Origin of the sequence: Tunicatimonas pelagia, from assembly GCF_030506325.1 — a bacterium.
Lineage (GTDB): Bacteria > Bacteroidota > Bacteroidia > Cytophagales > Cyclobacteriaceae > Tunicatimonas > Tunicatimonas pelagia.
This window is the reverse complement of record NZ_CP120683.1, coordinates 7,031,110-7,046,515: the sequence shown is the minus strand read 5'-3', so window position 1 is coordinate 7,046,515 and position 15,406 is coordinate 7,031,110. Positions and strand designations below refer to the sequence as shown.

Annotated in this window: 12 protein-coding genes; 7 read left to right on the top strand and 5 right to left on the bottom strand. The window is 43.7% G+C overall.

The genetic code is table 11. The features are described 5' to 3' along the window. The first annotated feature begins 118 nt into the window (after window positions 1–118). A complete protein-coding gene (locus P0M28_RS29865) occupies window positions 119–1,222 on the top strand; it encodes a DegT/DnrJ/EryC1/StrS family aminotransferase (RefSeq protein WP_302207176.1) in 1,104 nt (367 codons plus the stop codon). Here P0M28_RS29865 and P0M28_RS29860 read toward each other — a convergent pair. Beyond that, the gene (locus P0M28_RS29860) at window positions 1,191–2,675 is read right to left on the bottom strand and encodes an MATE family efflux transporter (protein WP_302207175.1); all 1,485 of its coding nucleotides are present in this window, start codon (window positions 2,673–2,675) and stop codon (window positions 1,191–1,193) included. The genes P0M28_RS29865 and P0M28_RS29860 overlap by 32 nt on opposite strands. Window positions 2,676–2,689: 14 nt before the next feature. After that, window positions 2,690–3,673: a polysaccharide biosynthesis protein gene (locus P0M28_RS29855; RefSeq protein ID WP_302207174.1), complete on the bottom strand. Its 984-nt coding sequence runs from the start codon at window positions 3,671–3,673 to the stop codon at window positions 2,690–2,692. Between the two features lie 197 nt (window positions 3,674–3,870). Here P0M28_RS29855 and P0M28_RS29850 point away from each other — a divergent pair, with 197 nt between their 5' ends. The 6 genes from P0M28_RS29850 (at window position 3,871) to P0M28_RS29825 (ending at window position 9,822) form a co-directional block, all read left to right on the top strand. Further along, on the top strand, window positions 3,871–4,569 hold the full coding sequence (locus tag P0M28_RS29850) for a cytidylyltransferase domain-containing protein (RefSeq protein ID WP_302207173.1): 699 nt from the start codon (window positions 3,871–3,873) through the stop codon (window positions 4,567–4,569). Window positions 4,570–4,615: 46 nt separating this feature from the next. Continuing rightward, window positions 4,616–5,689 (top strand): IS701 family transposase, encoded by a 1,074-nt coding sequence (locus P0M28_RS29845; protein WP_302207172.1) that lies wholly within the window; start codon window positions 4,616–4,618, stop codon window positions 5,687–5,689. A gap of 99 nt (window positions 5,690–5,788) precedes the next feature. Further along, complete coding sequence (locus tag P0M28_RS29840) at window positions 5,789–6,859, top strand: polysaccharide pyruvyl transferase family protein (protein WP_302207171.1); 1,071 nt, start codon at window positions 5,789–5,791, stop codon at window positions 6,857–6,859. 6 nt (window positions 6,860–6,865) lie between these two features. After that, a complete protein-coding gene (locus P0M28_RS29835) occupies window positions 6,866–7,861 on the top strand; it encodes an N-acetylneuraminate synthase family protein (RefSeq protein ID WP_302207170.1) in 996 nt (331 codons plus the stop codon). Window positions 7,862–7,863: 2 nt separating this feature from the next. Continuing rightward, window positions 7,864–8,892, top strand: a complete 1,029-nt coding sequence (locus P0M28_RS29830; RefSeq protein ID WP_302207169.1) for a hypothetical protein — start codon at window positions 7,864–7,866, stop codon at window positions 8,890–8,892. Window positions 8,893–8,919: 27 nt separating this feature from the next. Next, window positions 8,920–9,822, top strand: a complete 903-nt coding sequence (locus tag P0M28_RS29825; RefSeq protein WP_302207168.1) for a methyltransferase domain-containing protein — start codon at window positions 8,920–8,922, stop codon at window positions 9,820–9,822. Window positions 9,823–9,825: 3 nt separating this feature from the next. On the opposite strand, the gene P0M28_RS29820 is transcribed toward P0M28_RS29825, so the two are convergent. From P0M28_RS29820 to P0M28_RS29810, 3 genes are all read right to left on the bottom strand, one after another. Next, on the bottom strand, window positions 9,826–11,253 hold the full coding sequence (locus P0M28_RS29820; protein ID WP_302207167.1) for a BFO_1060 family glycosyltransferase: 1,428 nt from the start codon (window positions 11,251–11,253) through the stop codon (window positions 9,826–9,828). 97 nt (window positions 11,254–11,350) lie between these two features. Then, on the bottom strand, window positions 11,351–12,652 hold the full coding sequence (locus tag P0M28_RS29815) for a glycosyltransferase family protein (RefSeq protein ID WP_302207166.1): 1,302 nt from the start codon (window positions 12,650–12,652) through the stop codon (window positions 11,351–11,353). Between the two features lie 12 nt (window positions 12,653–12,664). Next, a complete protein-coding gene (locus P0M28_RS29810; RefSeq protein ID WP_302207165.1) occupies window positions 12,665–15,148 on the bottom strand; it encodes a YfhO family protein in 2,484 nt (827 codons plus the stop codon). Window positions 15,149–15,406: the final 258 nt, after the last annotated feature.

Below are 15,406 nucleotides of genomic sequence, written 5' to 3'. Positions count from 1 at the left end.
CTTTACTTAAGTTATGCAAAGTTCGGTGGCTAATCAAAAGGCCTAACGGAGCTAATGTGTTGTTGGTGTAAATTTGTTAGTTTTTTCGACAAAGTAAAAGCCTTATCTTCATTTTCCTATGCAAATTCCATTCGTAAATCTCCGAAGGCAGCACGAGCCAATTCTTGCGGATATGCAAGCCGCCCTGAATCATTTAATCTCTTCTAATCGATTGATGGGAGGTGAAGCAATTCAAAGCTTTGAAACTAAATTTGCCGACTATCTAGGTGTATGCAATGTAGTTAGTTGTGCGAATGCTACCGACGCCCTAGAGATTGTGCTGAGAGCGTGGCGTATTCAGCCCGGAGACGAAATAATTATTCCCGCTAATGGTTGGATGTCGGCAGCTGAAGCTATCCGATTATTGGGAGCTACTCCCGTATTGGTAGATAACCATCCAAATACTTTCAATATTGATTTACAGAAACTCTCAGAAAAAATCGGCGCAAGAACCAAAGCCATTGTACCAATTCATTTGTACGGAAACCCAGTAGACATGAAGCAGCTTACAGGTTTAGCAGATTCGCACGGATTGAAAGTTTTGGAAGACTGTGCTCAGGCACACGGGGCTAGTGTGGACACCAAAAAAGTAGGGTGCTGGGGAGAGGTCGGAATTTTCAGTTTCTATCCAACTAAAAATCTGGGAGCAGTGGGAGATGGCGGAGCTATTGCGACCAATAATAATGCATTGGCTGAGCGATGTCGAGCCATTGCTAACCACGGACAGTTGGAGAAACATACCCACACTATTTTAGGAAGAAATAGCCGTATGGATGCTTGGCAGGCAAAAGTACTTTCGCTGAAGATACCCTATCTGGAGAGGTGGAATCGGAGAAGGCAGCAAATTGCTAATCATTATCTTGAGTCTTGGCAGAAGTTACCGATAAAATTACCTCAGAAGAACGATAATGCAGTTTGGCATCTGTTTGTGGTTCAGGTGGAGAATCGTGATAAAGTACGGGGTGATCTCGCTAAACTAGGCATTCAAACCGAAGTTCATTATCCAATTCCAGTATGCCAGCAGCCTCTGTTTGAGAAATTTCGCGATCCGGCAGGCTACCCTAATGCCGAACGGCAAGCACATCACGTATTATCTATTCCTTTGTACCCGGAACTAACTGATGTTGAAGTTGAGTATATCGTTGCAGCAGTCAAAAAAGTGACCGAATCCGTTGTGCGGTAGAATTAACGAGTGCATTAATCTCCGGAGAAACATTGAGAAAATAAACCGCCGATCCGTAGATTGCCACCACTAAGCTTCCCTTTAGCAGAAAGTCAATCCAAAACGGAGAAAAGGTAGGCAGTAAGCTAATCAGAAAGTACGTCAACGCGGCCAGAACAATTACCAACAGGTGTTCAAATCGATAGGGCTGCATTCCGAACTTGCGGTAAACAAACCAGAAGCGAACAACGGTGATCACTACTACTGAAACCAAGGAGGCTAAAGCCGCTCCAGTAATTCCCAGAGTCGGAATAAAAATTAGATTGGTAAGTACAATTAGCAACAGCCATCCGGCATTAAATACCGTATTCATCTTATAATGCTTTGAATAACCTACAATCGCATCGCTAAGTCCGCCCCCCATTCTTGCTACGTTGGATAGGCCGATAAATAGCACAACGTATATTCCGGTTCGATATTCTGGCGTGAGAATCGCGTAGATTGTTTCGGTATTCACCCACAAGCCCAGCATCAGCAGTAGTCCGACCGTCAGTTGGGTGATGGTACTTTTTTGGTAAATGCTGCCGATGGCATCTAAATCATCGTTATTAAATGCATCAGCAATTAGCGTAGGGGCGATGTTCCTAAGTGCCCGGGTGGGCAACATGACCAGGGTTGCGAAGTTGATATTCATCGCGTAAATGCCTACTTCCGCCTCCGTGAGGTAGCTGCCAATCATAATACTATCGATACGAAGAATAGCCAATGCGCTAAAACCCGTAAGGAAACTAAACAGGCTAAGGCTCGCCATGCCTCGAATCAGAGACGAATCTAAGCGACTGAAATCCGGCATTGGATTAAATTCCTTTTGCCAAATGAGAAACACAATCAGCATAGCGACTGTGCCTCCTTGGGCACCTACGTACCAGGCTGCAAACTGATTGAAGTTGAGTAGGTTAAAGAAAAATAGTAAAGTGCCTAGTAAGATAAATAGCCTTAAAAATAGTTCTTTCAGTAGTGTCCCGGTGGTGGCATTGTAGAGTACCCGATTGTAGGTATCCAGCATCAGAAACAGCAGTATGAGAAAAGTGAAGGGAATAATTAGGTAGATGCTGTGCCGAAACAGTGGCGAAGAATCGTCGTGGGTAGCAATGAGCCAGGGTTTGAGTAAGTAGTAGAGGCCAAGAAACAGCAAAAAGCCCCCAAGTGCCACCAGTAGCAATAAAAAGAGAAATCCGTGATGATTTTTTTCTTTGTTCCGGAAGCGAGAGAAAAATTTTACCGTGGCACCGTTAAAACCCAGAGTAGCTCCTTGAGCAAATACCGAAGACCAAGAGCCCAGCAAGATAGTTACCCCAATTTGGGCAGAAGTAAGCACCCGAGGAAAAATAACGGCGGTGGTAATAAATCCTACAATTACCCCAGCGTAAATGTACACGGTAGATTTTATAGTCTGGCGCTGAATAATTCCCACGGGTAATAAAATAATTAGACTAACGTAGCAATCAGTTCGGCTAACTCCGAGCGAGATAGTTTAGCAGTTACTTCAGAAGTATAGGCTTTTGGGGAGATTGATTGAACCTCTGGTTGCTGCTGATACGCCTTGAGGGTGTTCTCGTTCATGCTGATGACAAAATCGTTAGGTCGCTCGTAGCCAAAGCGAGCTTCTTCTGAAGATATGAGCGTTTCGTGGATTTTTTCGGTGAGACGCGGGCTAGAGAACGTAATTTCTGAGTCGGTCGCTATTTCTTGTGCTAGGTCAATTAACCGGTAGGCTTTTGTTTTGGGAATCAGTATCTCTCCACCCACCGCATTCTGAATCTGCGTAAGAATATAGTCGGCACAATCTGGGGCGGTCGTTGTGAAACGAGTCATGTCCGGGTGGGTGATTTTAATGATCGGCTGACTTTTATTTTCTCGTAATCCGGTAATAACAGAACCTCGGGAACCTAATATGTTTCCCAGACGAACAACCGACGACTTTAATAAGCCTGGCTGGTTTTTCTGTAGGGTCAATCGTTCTGCACATAGTTTAGTAGCACCGTACAGGGTGGTAGGATATACCGCTTTATCGGTTGAGATAGTGATAATTTGAGAAACTTCTTGAGCAACTGAGGCCAAAAGAACATTTTCAGTTCCGCTAACATTAGTTCGGGTAAATGCCCCCGGTTGCTGCTCGCCGGTTTCCACTCGCTTTAGTGCGGCGGCATGAATAACTATATCAATCTGCCGAAAATGAGGCGACAGTGAAGGATAATGACCAATATCAGCTAAGGCATACTGAATAAGTGGATGCTGGTTAGGTGGAAATTCCTTCTGAAGTACGTACTGCTTATATTCATCCCGTGAAAGAACCGTCACCTGCTTCGGCCGATGTTCTTCTGGCAATGCTACAATAGCGGTCAACAGCGAACGCCCTACCGTGCCGGTTCCTCCAGTAATGAGTACCGATTTATTTTTCAATTGAACCATCCAAAATAGAAATCACAAAACAGGTGGCAAAATCTTGCTGAAAAGGAATATTATAGAAATTTACAATCAAAAAACTAATAACTTTCAGCGTTAAGATTGATTTCAAAACTTTTACCCGAACTTAGTGGCTGACATTAGTTCTGCACTATCAAATTCAAAAGTACTAATTTAGTTCAACTCTGCTCAACGATAAGCACATGGATGCTGCGATAATTTTAGCCAGAATAGATTCTACTCGCTTTCCAGCCAAGGCAGTGAGCGAGGTTGGTGGTAAATTACTGATTCAACACTGCATTGATGAGGTGAAAAAGCTGGATGGAATAACGGCTATTTTAGCTACGTCTTCCCGAGCAATTGATGATCCGTTAGAGCAAGTTGCTGGCCAAAATAATATTCAATGTTACCGAGGAGATGCTGAAAATGTCGCTAAAAGAGTACATGATTGCGTAATAAAAAACAAAATTAATAGTTTTGCTCGCATTAACGGCGACAGTCCGTTCGTTAGGAAAGCACTTTTGTCTCAGGGATTTCGGATGATGCGGGAAGGTGGGTACGATTTAGTCACGAATCTTATCCCTCGGAAATATCCCTACGGAATAAGCGTAGAAATAATTCGGGGCGATAGCTTCCGAAAAATTTATCCTGAAATTATTCAGTCGGCGCGCTACTCAGAGCATATTAGCTCAGTCTTCTACGATCAGACTGAAAAATTTAGTGTAGGTAAGATTTCGGGTTTAGAAGGCGTTGATTACAGTGATGTTAGATTGACGGTTGATACCAAGCAAGACAAACAGGTGATAGATAGTATGTTTGCGGCTGATCCGAATATCAATGAAAATGAAATTGAGAAAATTGTCTCACTTTACCACCAAGTAACTGACCTTTCGCTCACTTAAAAGTTTGAAAGTTAAGATTTTTCAATAAGAGAGCCTAACTTTGAGAATGGAACGACGCGATGCCTTTGAGTTTTACGTGGATTATCTACTGTCTTCGCCACGTATGGCCACAGCGACTGGTCTGTCAGCGGTGTTAGATAATACTATGAAGCACGACTACATTAGTGACTGCCTGGCTCAAAATGAGTTGGATAGCAAAGCGTTCTGGTCAGAAGTAAAGCCTTTTGTGCGCCAAATTGAACATGCTAATGCCTACATTTCTATTGATGATGTGATTGTAGCGAAGCCCCATTCCACTGAAAATGAGCTTATTTGCTATCACTATGACCATACCAAAGGCAAAGCGATCAAAGGCATTAACATTTTGAATTTTATGCTCAGTGGTGCTACGGACAACAAGTTGGTAAACTGCCCGCTCGCCTGGCAGGCGATTCGTAAAACGGAAGCCTACATTGATAAGACCGGTAAACAGAAGCGGCGCAGCACTAAAACCAAGAATGAGATGGTGCTAGAACATCTGCATCGTATTGTCTTTCTCAACCAAGTACAGTTCAAGTACATCTTGTTTGATAGCTGGTTTTCGGCCTCAGAGACACTCAAGTACATCCACCACAAGCTCCAGAAAGTCTTCGTTTGCCCCCTGAAGTATAACCGCTTAGTGGCCCTAAGCGAACAAGATAAGCAGCAAGGCCGGTTCATCCACGTATCCCAAGTGCCCCTGGAAAGCCAAGAAGTCAGACAAGTTTGGATCAAAGGGGTAGACTTCCCCATTCAACTTACGCGACAGGTCTTTATAAACAAAGACCGCTCTGAAGCGGAACTATGGTTGGTCACCAACGATATGTTATTGAACTACGACCAAATCACTACAATCTATCAGAAACGATGGAAAGTAGAGGAGATGCATAAGTCTTTGAAGCAAAATGCTTTACTAGGCAAATCTCCAACCAAGATAGAACGTACCCAGTGCAATCATATCTTTGCTACTATGCTGGCTTTTGTTAAACTGGAACGCCTAAAAGTCAAAGAGCAACTCAATCACTTTGCCCTGAAAGCAAAATTGCAGCTTAAAATGGCTCAAGCAGCTTTTGAAGAACTACGAAGCTGGAAAACCGCATGAAACGCATTAACACTAAAAATCACTTATCCAAATCTTTCGCTTGCGAAAGGTCAGCAAGTAAAACGCAGTTAGAGACTACTTAAATAATAAAAAAGCCACATGATTAATCTGTATTCTATACGGCCCAAGGGATTTAATATTGGTAACGATGTTATTTATCTAGGACTCAATCATTTCATCAGAAATGCGTTTAAAGAAAACTTTAATGTTATTTCGCTTCCGGCCACCAGTAAATACGAGAGCCATAAGAAAGCCGGGGTTAGCTCACAGACCGTTTACGAAGTAAATCAGTTCGGGCACGGCCTACTAATTGGTGGAGGCAATCTCTACGAAAACGGCGAACTGGAGGTAAACCCTATTGCCCTGAAGGCATTGGAGAAGCCTATGATGATTTTCAGTGTATCCCGAGGAAAGATCTATAATAAAGCGCTGGAACTGGTCGACCGAACAGACGTGATGTCTGATGATAAGATTGCCCTACTAAACCAACGAGCCGACTTTTCCCTATCGCGCGATAAGGCTACTCACGAACATATCCATCAACTTGGTTGCGATAATATTTTGGGGGGATGCCCGACACTATTTATTGATGAGATTCCTCAGCACTTGGTACCCATTATGGAATCGGACCGGACGGATGCCCTGATTTCGGTTCGTACTCCCACACTGATGAGTATTCCGGTAGTGTACCAATATGAGTTGCGGGAGCAGATTCTTACTATGATCGCCCTGCTGCGGGAGAAAGGTTACGCAAACATTAAGCTGCTCTGCCACGACCACCGTGATATTCCGTTTGCTGCCTCTTTCAGCGAAGTTGATTATTTGTATACCGAAGATGTATACACTTACCTTACTTACTTGCGGAATACCCGGCTCAATCTTACTTTCCGGTTGCATTCGTTCATTCCTTGTTTAGCGTACAACGTGCCCACCATAAAGATTAGCTACGACCAGCGGGCGATTAGCATGTTAGACACTATTGGGTTAGATGATTGGAATATTAATCTACTCAAAGATGATGTGGTGACTGAAGTAAAACAACGTATAGATCATTTGGAGGAGCTAGAAGAAAAGAAAATAGCACTGAAAAAATCTATCTGGCCCGAACTGCGGGAAACACTTCAGTCGTATTCCGATAAATTTGCCAAACAAGTTAAAGAACAGTTGTAGTCGCTTATGTCCGATATACACATTATCGCCGAAGCCGGAACCAATCATAACGGGCAACTCACTAAAGCAAAAAAGCTAGTTGATATTGCTCGAGCGGCCCGGGCCGATTCCGTAAAATTTCAGATTATTTATCCGTTTGGATTATACTTGCCGGGCGAGTACGAGTATGGTCATTACGATATCAAGGAAGTAATCCGCATCAGAACCGAAGGGATGCTTCAGGATGAAGAGTACGATGAACTGGCCGCTTACTGCCAAGAAAAGGAGGTTTCTTTTACTGCTTCAGTATTTGACGAACGAGGGTTAGACCTGCTGATGAAATTTAACCCGCCCTACATTAAAATTGCTTCCTGCGATTTGAATAATATTCGCTTCCTGCGCCAAGTAGCCGAGCGAGGTAAGAAAATGGTGGTATCTACCGGGATGTCCTCGTTAAGCGATGTGGAAAAGTCCATGAATGTTCTTGCTCAAGCCAATCATACCGATATTGTACTTCTGCACTGCGTGTCGGTTTACCCAGCTTTTTTGGAGCAGGCCAATCTCAATTTTATTACGACGTTAAAGAAAGAGTTTGGTGGAGAAGTGGGCTTTTCCGATCATACGGGGAACAGTATTGCCGCTTGTATGGCACTCGCGAAAGGGGCTACTTGGTTTGAAAAGCATTTTACGGAAGATACATCCCAAGAAGGTTTCGACCATGCCTACGCGATGGAGGAAGCTGGACTCACCGCGTACGTAGCTGACTTACATAATGCTCAAAAAGCGTTGTCGGAGCCAGTCGATAAACTTACGGATAAAGAACGGTATACACGCCAACGCGCTCGCCGGTCACTCTACGCTGCCCGCGATATGCCAGCGGGTGAAGTAATTACGGATGACGATGTGCTGGTAGTACGACCGGAAGGCATTATGGATGCCGACCAGATTGATACGCTAATTGGTAAAAAGCTAACCGAGCCACTCGCGCAACATGCTCCGTTTCGTCCCGAAATTCTCTCCTGACTATGAAAGTGTTATTTATCTGCAAAGCCTCTCCGCAGGTAGGGTTAGGACACCTGATAAGAAGTAGAAGTTTAGCTGCTAAATTCTACCAGAAACTTCAGTACGCGGGCGAGGTGAAGCTGGTGGTAATTGGTCCTCAGAAAATTATGAATAGATTACTTAATCAGCTGCCTTTTGAAGTGGATGTGGTTGATAATGAGCAACAAATACAACTAAATACTGCCTACGATATTATTTTCTCGGATATGCTGATGATGGAAGAAACCACCATCAATCACCTAAAACAATACGGAAAAGTTTTAGCCAGCGTATCTCCCATCTTTGATCGCATGAGCGAGATGGATATTTTGTTTCATAGGTCGAAGTACCTCCATCTGCCGGAAGAGAACGTGCCTAAAAAGACGCTAGCCAGTCTGAAGTACGCGGTCATTCAGGAAAACTGCACTCGCATTAGTACGGCTCGTTACGAGGAAAACTTAGAAAGTCGGAGCTTTCCCATTGCTATTTCTATGGGTGGGGGTGATGCGGCTAACAAAACCCTCACGCTACTTAAATCGCTAAAAAACTGCAATATTCCCGCTACGTTTTGGGTGATGCTGGGCGAAGGTTATCAGCACTCATACGATGCATTGATCAGCGAGATTGGAAAAGATAGTCAGCATGAGATTATTTTGGCAAAAACAAACCGAAGTATGTGGGAGATTCTAAAAAACTGTGTTTTTGCAATTTTACCGGGCGGAATCACCACCTACGAAGCGGCCTACGCGGGCTTACCCACGATTAACTTTTCGGAAAATCCCGGTAAAGAATTTATTATCAAGGAGTTATTAGAAGAAAACGTTTGTCTGCTAGCGGGTGATCTGACACCTCAGAACCTTCCCGAGTTGAACCATCAGCTAGAAACTCTTTACAACAATCGGGTAGAGCTAATGAAGATGCATCTGAACTCCAAAAAAATTCTGGACGGGAAAGGAGCCGATAGAATTTTTGAAGTTTGTCAGCAAATGATAATTAATCCGGTTGCTCACTAGCCTGAACTCTGAAAAATAAATGCTGGTATGATTGAGCTAAATAACCTGAAAGAAATCCGGAAAATGTACGAGAAAGGAGTCAATCTGATTGAGTATTTTAAGAAGCAGGGCTACGAAGGAGATGCTTTGACCGAGGCAGTTATGGTTAGCTACGATATTCAGGCAGGTACTTACACTGAGAGCGATAAGAACAAACCGGAGGTTCGCGATAAGTACACTGATGCCCTGGCCAACGTAGTCAATCAATTGGGCAATTTTGCTTCAATACTGGAAGCTGGGGTAGGGGAGGCCACTACGCTGACCAAACTGCTACCCAAACTAAACCAGTCTGACTACGCCGCCTACGGCTTCGATATTTCTTGGTCGAGAATCAAATACGCTCAGTCCAATTGCCACCGCCGATCACTAGGCCAGGTACAACTCTTTACGGGAGATATTTTTAGTGTTCCTATCCAAAATGATTCAATTGATATTGTGTACACGCTACATTCTTTGGAGCCTAATGGCGGACGGGAAAAAGCGGCACTGGAGGAGCTTTACCGAATTACTGGTAACTATCTAGTGCTGCTAGAACCAATATACGAGTGGGCCAGCGAGGAGGGAAAGGCGAGAATGGATAAAATGGGTTACATTAAAAATGTAGAAGTAACTATTCGCGATTTGGGCTACGACATGATAGAATGCCGACCATTGGAATACGCGGTAAACCCACTTAATCCAACGGGGTTGATCGTAATTAAGAAAGAAGAAGGAGCGAATCAAAAAAACAAGAATCCACTGGCTTGCCCGATTACCAAGCATCCAGTAACTAAGAGGCAAGATTGTCTATTTTCTCCAGAGAGTTTATTAGCCTATCCAATTATTGGCGATATACCCTGTTTGTTACCGCAGAATGCTGTAGTGGCTACCCATTTTGCAGATACTTTGTAGAGATTACTTTACCAATTTGGTCACTGCTGCGGGTAGAAAGCGTTCCCACCAAGCATCAGAATCGGCTTCTACCGGAGTAATTTTTCTGTGTTGATAAAAACTCTTCGTATAGGAAGCTATCTCGGCTTTTCTTTGGTGGATGTCGGATAGTTGCCACTTTTCAAAAATGAATAGTGTTTTTTTCAGTTTGGGCAACCTAGCGAAGAGCGGACGGTAGTAGAAATGCTTCACCAGGTGGTAGAAATAGTAAAACAGTATGAAGTATGCTCCAATTTTTACCCGAGACTGTTCTTTTTCCGGAGAAATCCGATCTAAGCTTTGCTTGAGGTAAAAAGCGGTCCGAATATGATTGTAGCCATCGCTTCCACCAATAGCAACATCATACACTTTTTTTCGTGCTTCCGGCAGCCCTGCTTGCTCCATAGCCGCTATCGCACCCGTTTGATAATACTCATCAATCATCTGATGGAGTTGAGTAGCATCTTGGGCGATGGGCGAGCCTTTATAAACTTCAGTGCGAACAAAATCAACTTCCTGATTAATTAGAATTGTTGGTTTCTGGAGTAACCAGGCCTCCATACAGGTAGTGGTCTCAAAACCCATCCAAATATCTGAGATAGCGATTAAATCGTGAATAGGTTCTTCGTTTACCAGGTAGATCACATTGGGGTAGCGGAGCAGGCCGTTCATTTCGTTCTTCACCTGCTCGGTTTCGTGTTCAAAAATTTCTTTAGGGTGTCGCTTAAAGATGAATAAGGTATCAGGATACTTTTGTAGCGTTTGCTCCAGAATGCCTTCTACAAACTTGCGCTGAGTTTCGGCCCACTGGAAGCGGGTTTCAAAATCAGGATGAATATGTATTAGGGCAGTATCCCGATTGATGCCATGTATCCGCCCAAAGGCCCAGCCGGCGTACCCAATTACTCGCTTAAAACCGGACCTATTCCACTTTCTCAATAGTGTTTCCCGCTCGGCAAACTTTCCGAAAAGGTAGCGATCAAAACCCGGGGCTCCGGTATACACAATTTTATCTGCCTGATCGGGGCGAAGGTCAAGCAAAAACTTTCGGGTTCTTTCTGACCAGCAGCATACCCAATCCTGGTAAAACTCTTTGTCCAGATTATACCCCCAGTATTCGTAACTACCATCGGTACGGAAGTTACCCTCCGATTCATGAGCAAACACCGGTATGCTGTGCTGTTGGCATAGTTTGGCAATCTGAAAGTACATATGGTGCCCTCTGATATTTGGCAGTAACACCAAATGGGGCTTGTCGCGATTGAGTGAGTGCAAGTCCCAGAGAAAGCGCAGGTTGACGGTACAGTTCAGATGCTTTTCAGCAAAAACAACAATGGGTAAAAGAATCTCTACATCCCGACCACTATCGTTATCTAAAAAACAATTAATAATATACTTTGGTGAGTTTGCCATGCCTGTTATGAGTCGGAAGAAAGTGCTAGCAATTTTACTAAAAGTATCAGTAATACACGCATTCGTTAATAAAAAAGCACTGGCTTCAACTTCGTAGCTACTGGTTCGTAATCTGGGTTAGGTGAGATGCGAGCTTTTTGGTTTGATTAAGCACTGAGTATTCGCTTATATCTGATGTCAAATAAGCAGAACGATTTTCACGAAATTTGTTAAAGAGCTTGGCAATATATTCTATAATAGCATTTTTATCAGAGTATTCTGCTGTTAGACCTCGTTCTGTTTGATGTATAATTTTAGCTACGTCGCTATTGGTAGGGCCTAAACAAAGAATAGGACGGTTAGCTTTTAGGTATTCAAAGAGTTTTCCGGGAACCCGCCCTTGAGCATTTTTGGCCTGATTAAGCAGCAGTAGCAATATTTGCGAACTTACTATTATTTGTAAGGTCTCATCTCTACTGATAATGCCTGGTTCTTTCACATACGAAGATAAGCCATACTTTTGATAGCTTTCAACTACCGAATAATCAATTTGGCCGACCAACTGAATCTGAAGGTACTGAGAGAAACCTTCTAGCTCTGTACACAATTCAGCTAATGCTTGAAAAAATACTTCTGGCAAACGATCAAAGCCAATTAGTCCGGCGTGGGTGATGGTAAAACTCTGATCTAGCTTATACTTTATATCGTTAAAATCGTCTCCATCGTAGCCCCAATAGAGCACATCTACGTTTTCTGCTCCTATTTTTTCTAAATCATTTTTCCAGGTGGGGCTGGCTATGGTCATCTTACTAGCTGCCTCAAATGCTTCTTGTTCCATTCGCCTATGCTTCTGATCGGCCCAACTGGTGAGTTTCATGAGAGGGTAGTAGTCTACCTGTGTCCAAGGATCTTGAAAATCCGCCAAAAATGGAATTCCTGTTTTTTGATGAAGTAGCGTAGCGATTCGGGTATTAGTGTGAGGGGGGCCATCCGAAAAAATAGCGTCTACCGGATTTTCTTTAACGTACTTAGTAAGAAACTTTACTGAAGGACGAACCCACAACGAACGAGCGTCTGGAATGAAGAAGTTGCCCCGAACCCAAATACCTATGTCATCAATCCAACGATGCTTACGATTTCTGACGTGTACAATATTGTTGAGCGACTCATCTTTTTTCCGTCCCGAAAGAAGCTTGAACAAACCAAAAGGCTCAATAATGGGATGCTTTACTACGGTGGTTTCCTCGTGAATATCCTTAAAGTTACTTTGATCGAGGTAGGGGTACTGGGCATTTTTAGCGGTGTAAATAACGGGTTCCCAGCCAAATTGGGGCAAGTATTTAGCAAACTTAAGCGAACGGTGTACCGAAATTCCCCCCGCCGGAGGCCAGTAGTACGTAATGATTAATACTCGTTTCATTCAACCTAAAAATCATGTGCTTGCAGTAGTATTCTCCTTTATCAACGAACGAAAACTCAAACCCAAAGCAGCAAGTACCACTACTAGTAATAGAATAGAAGCAATCAGCGATACGGTGCTGCCTACGCGGTAGGAGGTTGGGTTAAAGGAAAATTCGATGGTGTGTTGACCTGCTGGAATCACCATAGCACGAAAGGCGTAGTTGGCACGCAGATAATCGCTTTCTTCACCATCAATGGTTACTTCCCAGCCATCGGGATAGTATATTTCTGAAAAAACCGCGAAGCTTTCGGCGGGTACGTTCGCCTCGTACTTAAGGTAGTTGGGTTGATATTCTACCCGCTTGATTTCGCCCTCACTGCTAAAGGAAGTACTCGATAGTTGAAAATCGCTGATATTTACTATAGCGGTTTGAGCCGGATCAATCGTTCCCAAAGTTTCAATGGCTTGGTCGGCATTTTCTACCGTTTGCACTTGACTGATTAGCCAAGCATTCCCGAGGGCTTGGTTGTTTATAAGAACCGCATTCTGACTTTCTCCTGCTTTGAAGTAGCGAGTGTTAAGCATATTCAAAATCGGTATATCTTCAAAGTTACGCTGCCCCTGTTGCAGGGTTTGAATAGCCTGATTCACCTCATTGCCCAAGTGATATTCAATCAAATCCTGATAGCGACCTAGTTTGGCTCCGTGGTAGCCACCTACGGAAGCGTGGTAGTAGGATGTTACGGCATCGTTGAATGGATTTTGCAGATTTAGCACTCGAGCTCGGGAAGCATTTTGCTGCAAAATGAAGTTGTCAGCCTCTGAAGCGGTAGTAGCCGCGAAGCGATTACGGGCTCGCACATAATCCTCTTCCGTAAGGAACCGTTTGGCTACCGACCACATATCAACGGCAGATAGTAGTGCCAACACCGTGGCGAGTCCCAAATACTTTAACTTTTCCAGTTTATAAAAAAATAAGGCTGCTGCGACCAGTAGGCAAAAAATCAGTGACCGTAAAGCATCACTTCTCAGTAAGTCCGCACGGTCGTCTTGTAATGCATCGACAATCAAATCGCCTCCTTGTTGAGCTAAGTAGCGGCTGTCTACTGGGGCTTCAAAATTGAACGACCCTGCGAATACGATTAGCAGTATCAAAATACTAATTGGAACTCCAGCTGCGATCAAGAATTTTTTGCGGATTTTATCATTCCAGCTACTGCGAAGCAAAGATTCAAGACCAATCAAGCCCAGCAACGGAATACAGAGTAGCGCAATCACCATTGCCATTTCAACCGTTCGAAACTTGTTATAGCCGGGCAAAACATCGTACAGCAGATAATTAAACGAGGGGAAGAATTTCCCCCAAGTGAGCATAATAGAAAAGATCGTAGCAATTATAAGCCAAGTACGATGCGGTTGTGGAGCAAAGAAGCAACCAATAAAAAATAGAAAAACTATAATTGCTCCGGCGTAGGTAGGGCCCGCCGTACTAATCTTGCCACCCCAGTAGGTAGGCGCATTTTGCACAAAATTTTGAATCTGTTGTCGGTTTAAATTCGCTTGCTGAAGAAACTCTCCCAAATTAGAATCCATTCCAATATTTCTTCCAGTGGCCCCGCCCGAAAAGTCAGGAACAAACAGGGTCATAGTTTCAGCCATCGTTAGGCTGTAGTTAAACACGTAGTCCCGGTCTAAGCCTTCTTGCTTATCTTCACTACCCTTCGTCAGAGCCGATGGCCCCCGAGTAGAGTATTGACCGTACTGGTACGTATTCCAGATACGCCCTAAATTGGTGCCTACCGCCAGTAAAGCCGCAGCGACCAGAATGCCGGAGCGAATAAGAAAGGGCTTCAGTTCCTTTTGACGAATGGCCTGCACCAGCATGGCGATACCATAGAAAATCACTAGCAGTAGCAGGTAGTAGGTAATTTGTAGGTGATTACTGTCAATCTCTAGTGCCAGTGCTAAGGCGGTCAGGGCAAATCCGCCCAATAATTTACCGCGGTAGGTCAAATGGATACCACCAAGCACTAGTGGCATGTAGGCAATAGCCTCGACCTTCCAAATATGCCCGGCCTCCAGACTCACAATATTAAAGGTTCCTAAGCCGTAAGCTACGGCTCCAGCCAGAGCCAAGTAGGGGCGAACCCCGAAAATAATGAGCAGGATATAAAAACTTAGGAAGCATTTTAGGATTACTTCGGCCTGGCGGGGAAATCCTAGCGAATAGACCTTTTGAAAAAAATTGATAATTCCGTCGCCCTCGTACTTGATATTAATTAAATATGCGGGCATTCCTCCGAACATAGAATTCGTCCAAAGAGCCTCTTCCCCAGTTTTATCCCGATACTCTACAATCTCTTGCCCGGAAGAAATACCCTGCGTAACATCGTACTGCTCAATCACCTTGTTCCCAAAAAACATGGGGCTGAAGAACAGTATTGTGATAATTACCAGAACGACAACTGAGATTAGGTGAGGAAAAACTTGCTCCTTCAAATTTAGTTTAGACATAGATGGGGGTGTCAATATTGGCGGTGAAATTACGATTCGCTCCGCAAAATCTCTGCAATCTTGGTTAAAACTTTAGCCAGAGTAGCAGACATCTTTTTGATTTAGCCATAAAACAGAAAATGGCAAACAGTGAGTAGAGTCCGGATAACAGTTGCTATTCATTCTTTCGGCATCTGATTTCTCTTTTCAATGGTTTCTAAGAAGTAATAGTATATTGCAAGGAGCTTAAATTTTGCAGCATATTTCAACCGATCGACT

What these genes read in the sequence shown, in the direction of transcription:
- P0M28_RS29845 (WP_302207172.1), top strand. Translation starts at nt 4,616, where the DNA reads ATGGAACGACGCGATGCCTTTGAGTTTTACGTGGATTATCTACTGTCT.
- P0M28_RS29810 (WP_302207165.1), bottom strand. Translation starts at nt 15,148, where the DNA reads ATGTCTAAACTAAATTTGAAGGAGCAAGTTTTTCCTCACCTAATCTCA.
- P0M28_RS29815 (WP_302207166.1), bottom strand. Translation starts at nt 12,652, where the DNA reads ATGAAACGAGTATTAATCATTACGTACTACTGGCCTCCGGCGGGGGGA.
- P0M28_RS29855 (WP_302207174.1), bottom strand. Translation starts at nt 3,673, where the DNA reads ATGGTTCAATTGAAAAATAAATCGGTACTCATTACTGGAGGAACCGGC.
- P0M28_RS29830 (WP_302207169.1), top strand. Translation starts at nt 7,864, where the DNA reads ATGAAAGTGTTATTTATCTGCAAAGCCTCTCCGCAGGTAGGGTTAGGA.
- P0M28_RS29825 (WP_302207168.1), top strand. Translation starts at nt 8,920, where the DNA reads ATGATTGAGCTAAATAACCTGAAAGAAATCCGGAAAATGTACGAGAAA.
- P0M28_RS29835 (WP_302207170.1), top strand. Translation starts at nt 6,866, where the DNA reads ATGTCCGATATACACATTATCGCCGAAGCCGGAACCAATCATAACGGG.
- P0M28_RS29850 (WP_302207173.1), top strand. Translation starts at nt 3,871, where the DNA reads ATGGATGCTGCGATAATTTTAGCCAGAATAGATTCTACTCGCTTTCCA.
- P0M28_RS29820 (WP_302207167.1), bottom strand. Translation starts at nt 11,253, where the DNA reads ATGGCAAACTCACCAAAGTATATTATTAATTGTTTTTTAGATAACGAT.
- P0M28_RS29865 (WP_302207176.1), top strand. Translation starts at nt 119, where the DNA reads ATGCAAATTCCATTCGTAAATCTCCGAAGGCAGCACGAGCCAATTCTT.
- P0M28_RS29840 (WP_302207171.1), top strand. Translation starts at nt 5,789, where the DNA reads ATGATTAATCTGTATTCTATACGGCCCAAGGGATTTAATATTGGTAAC.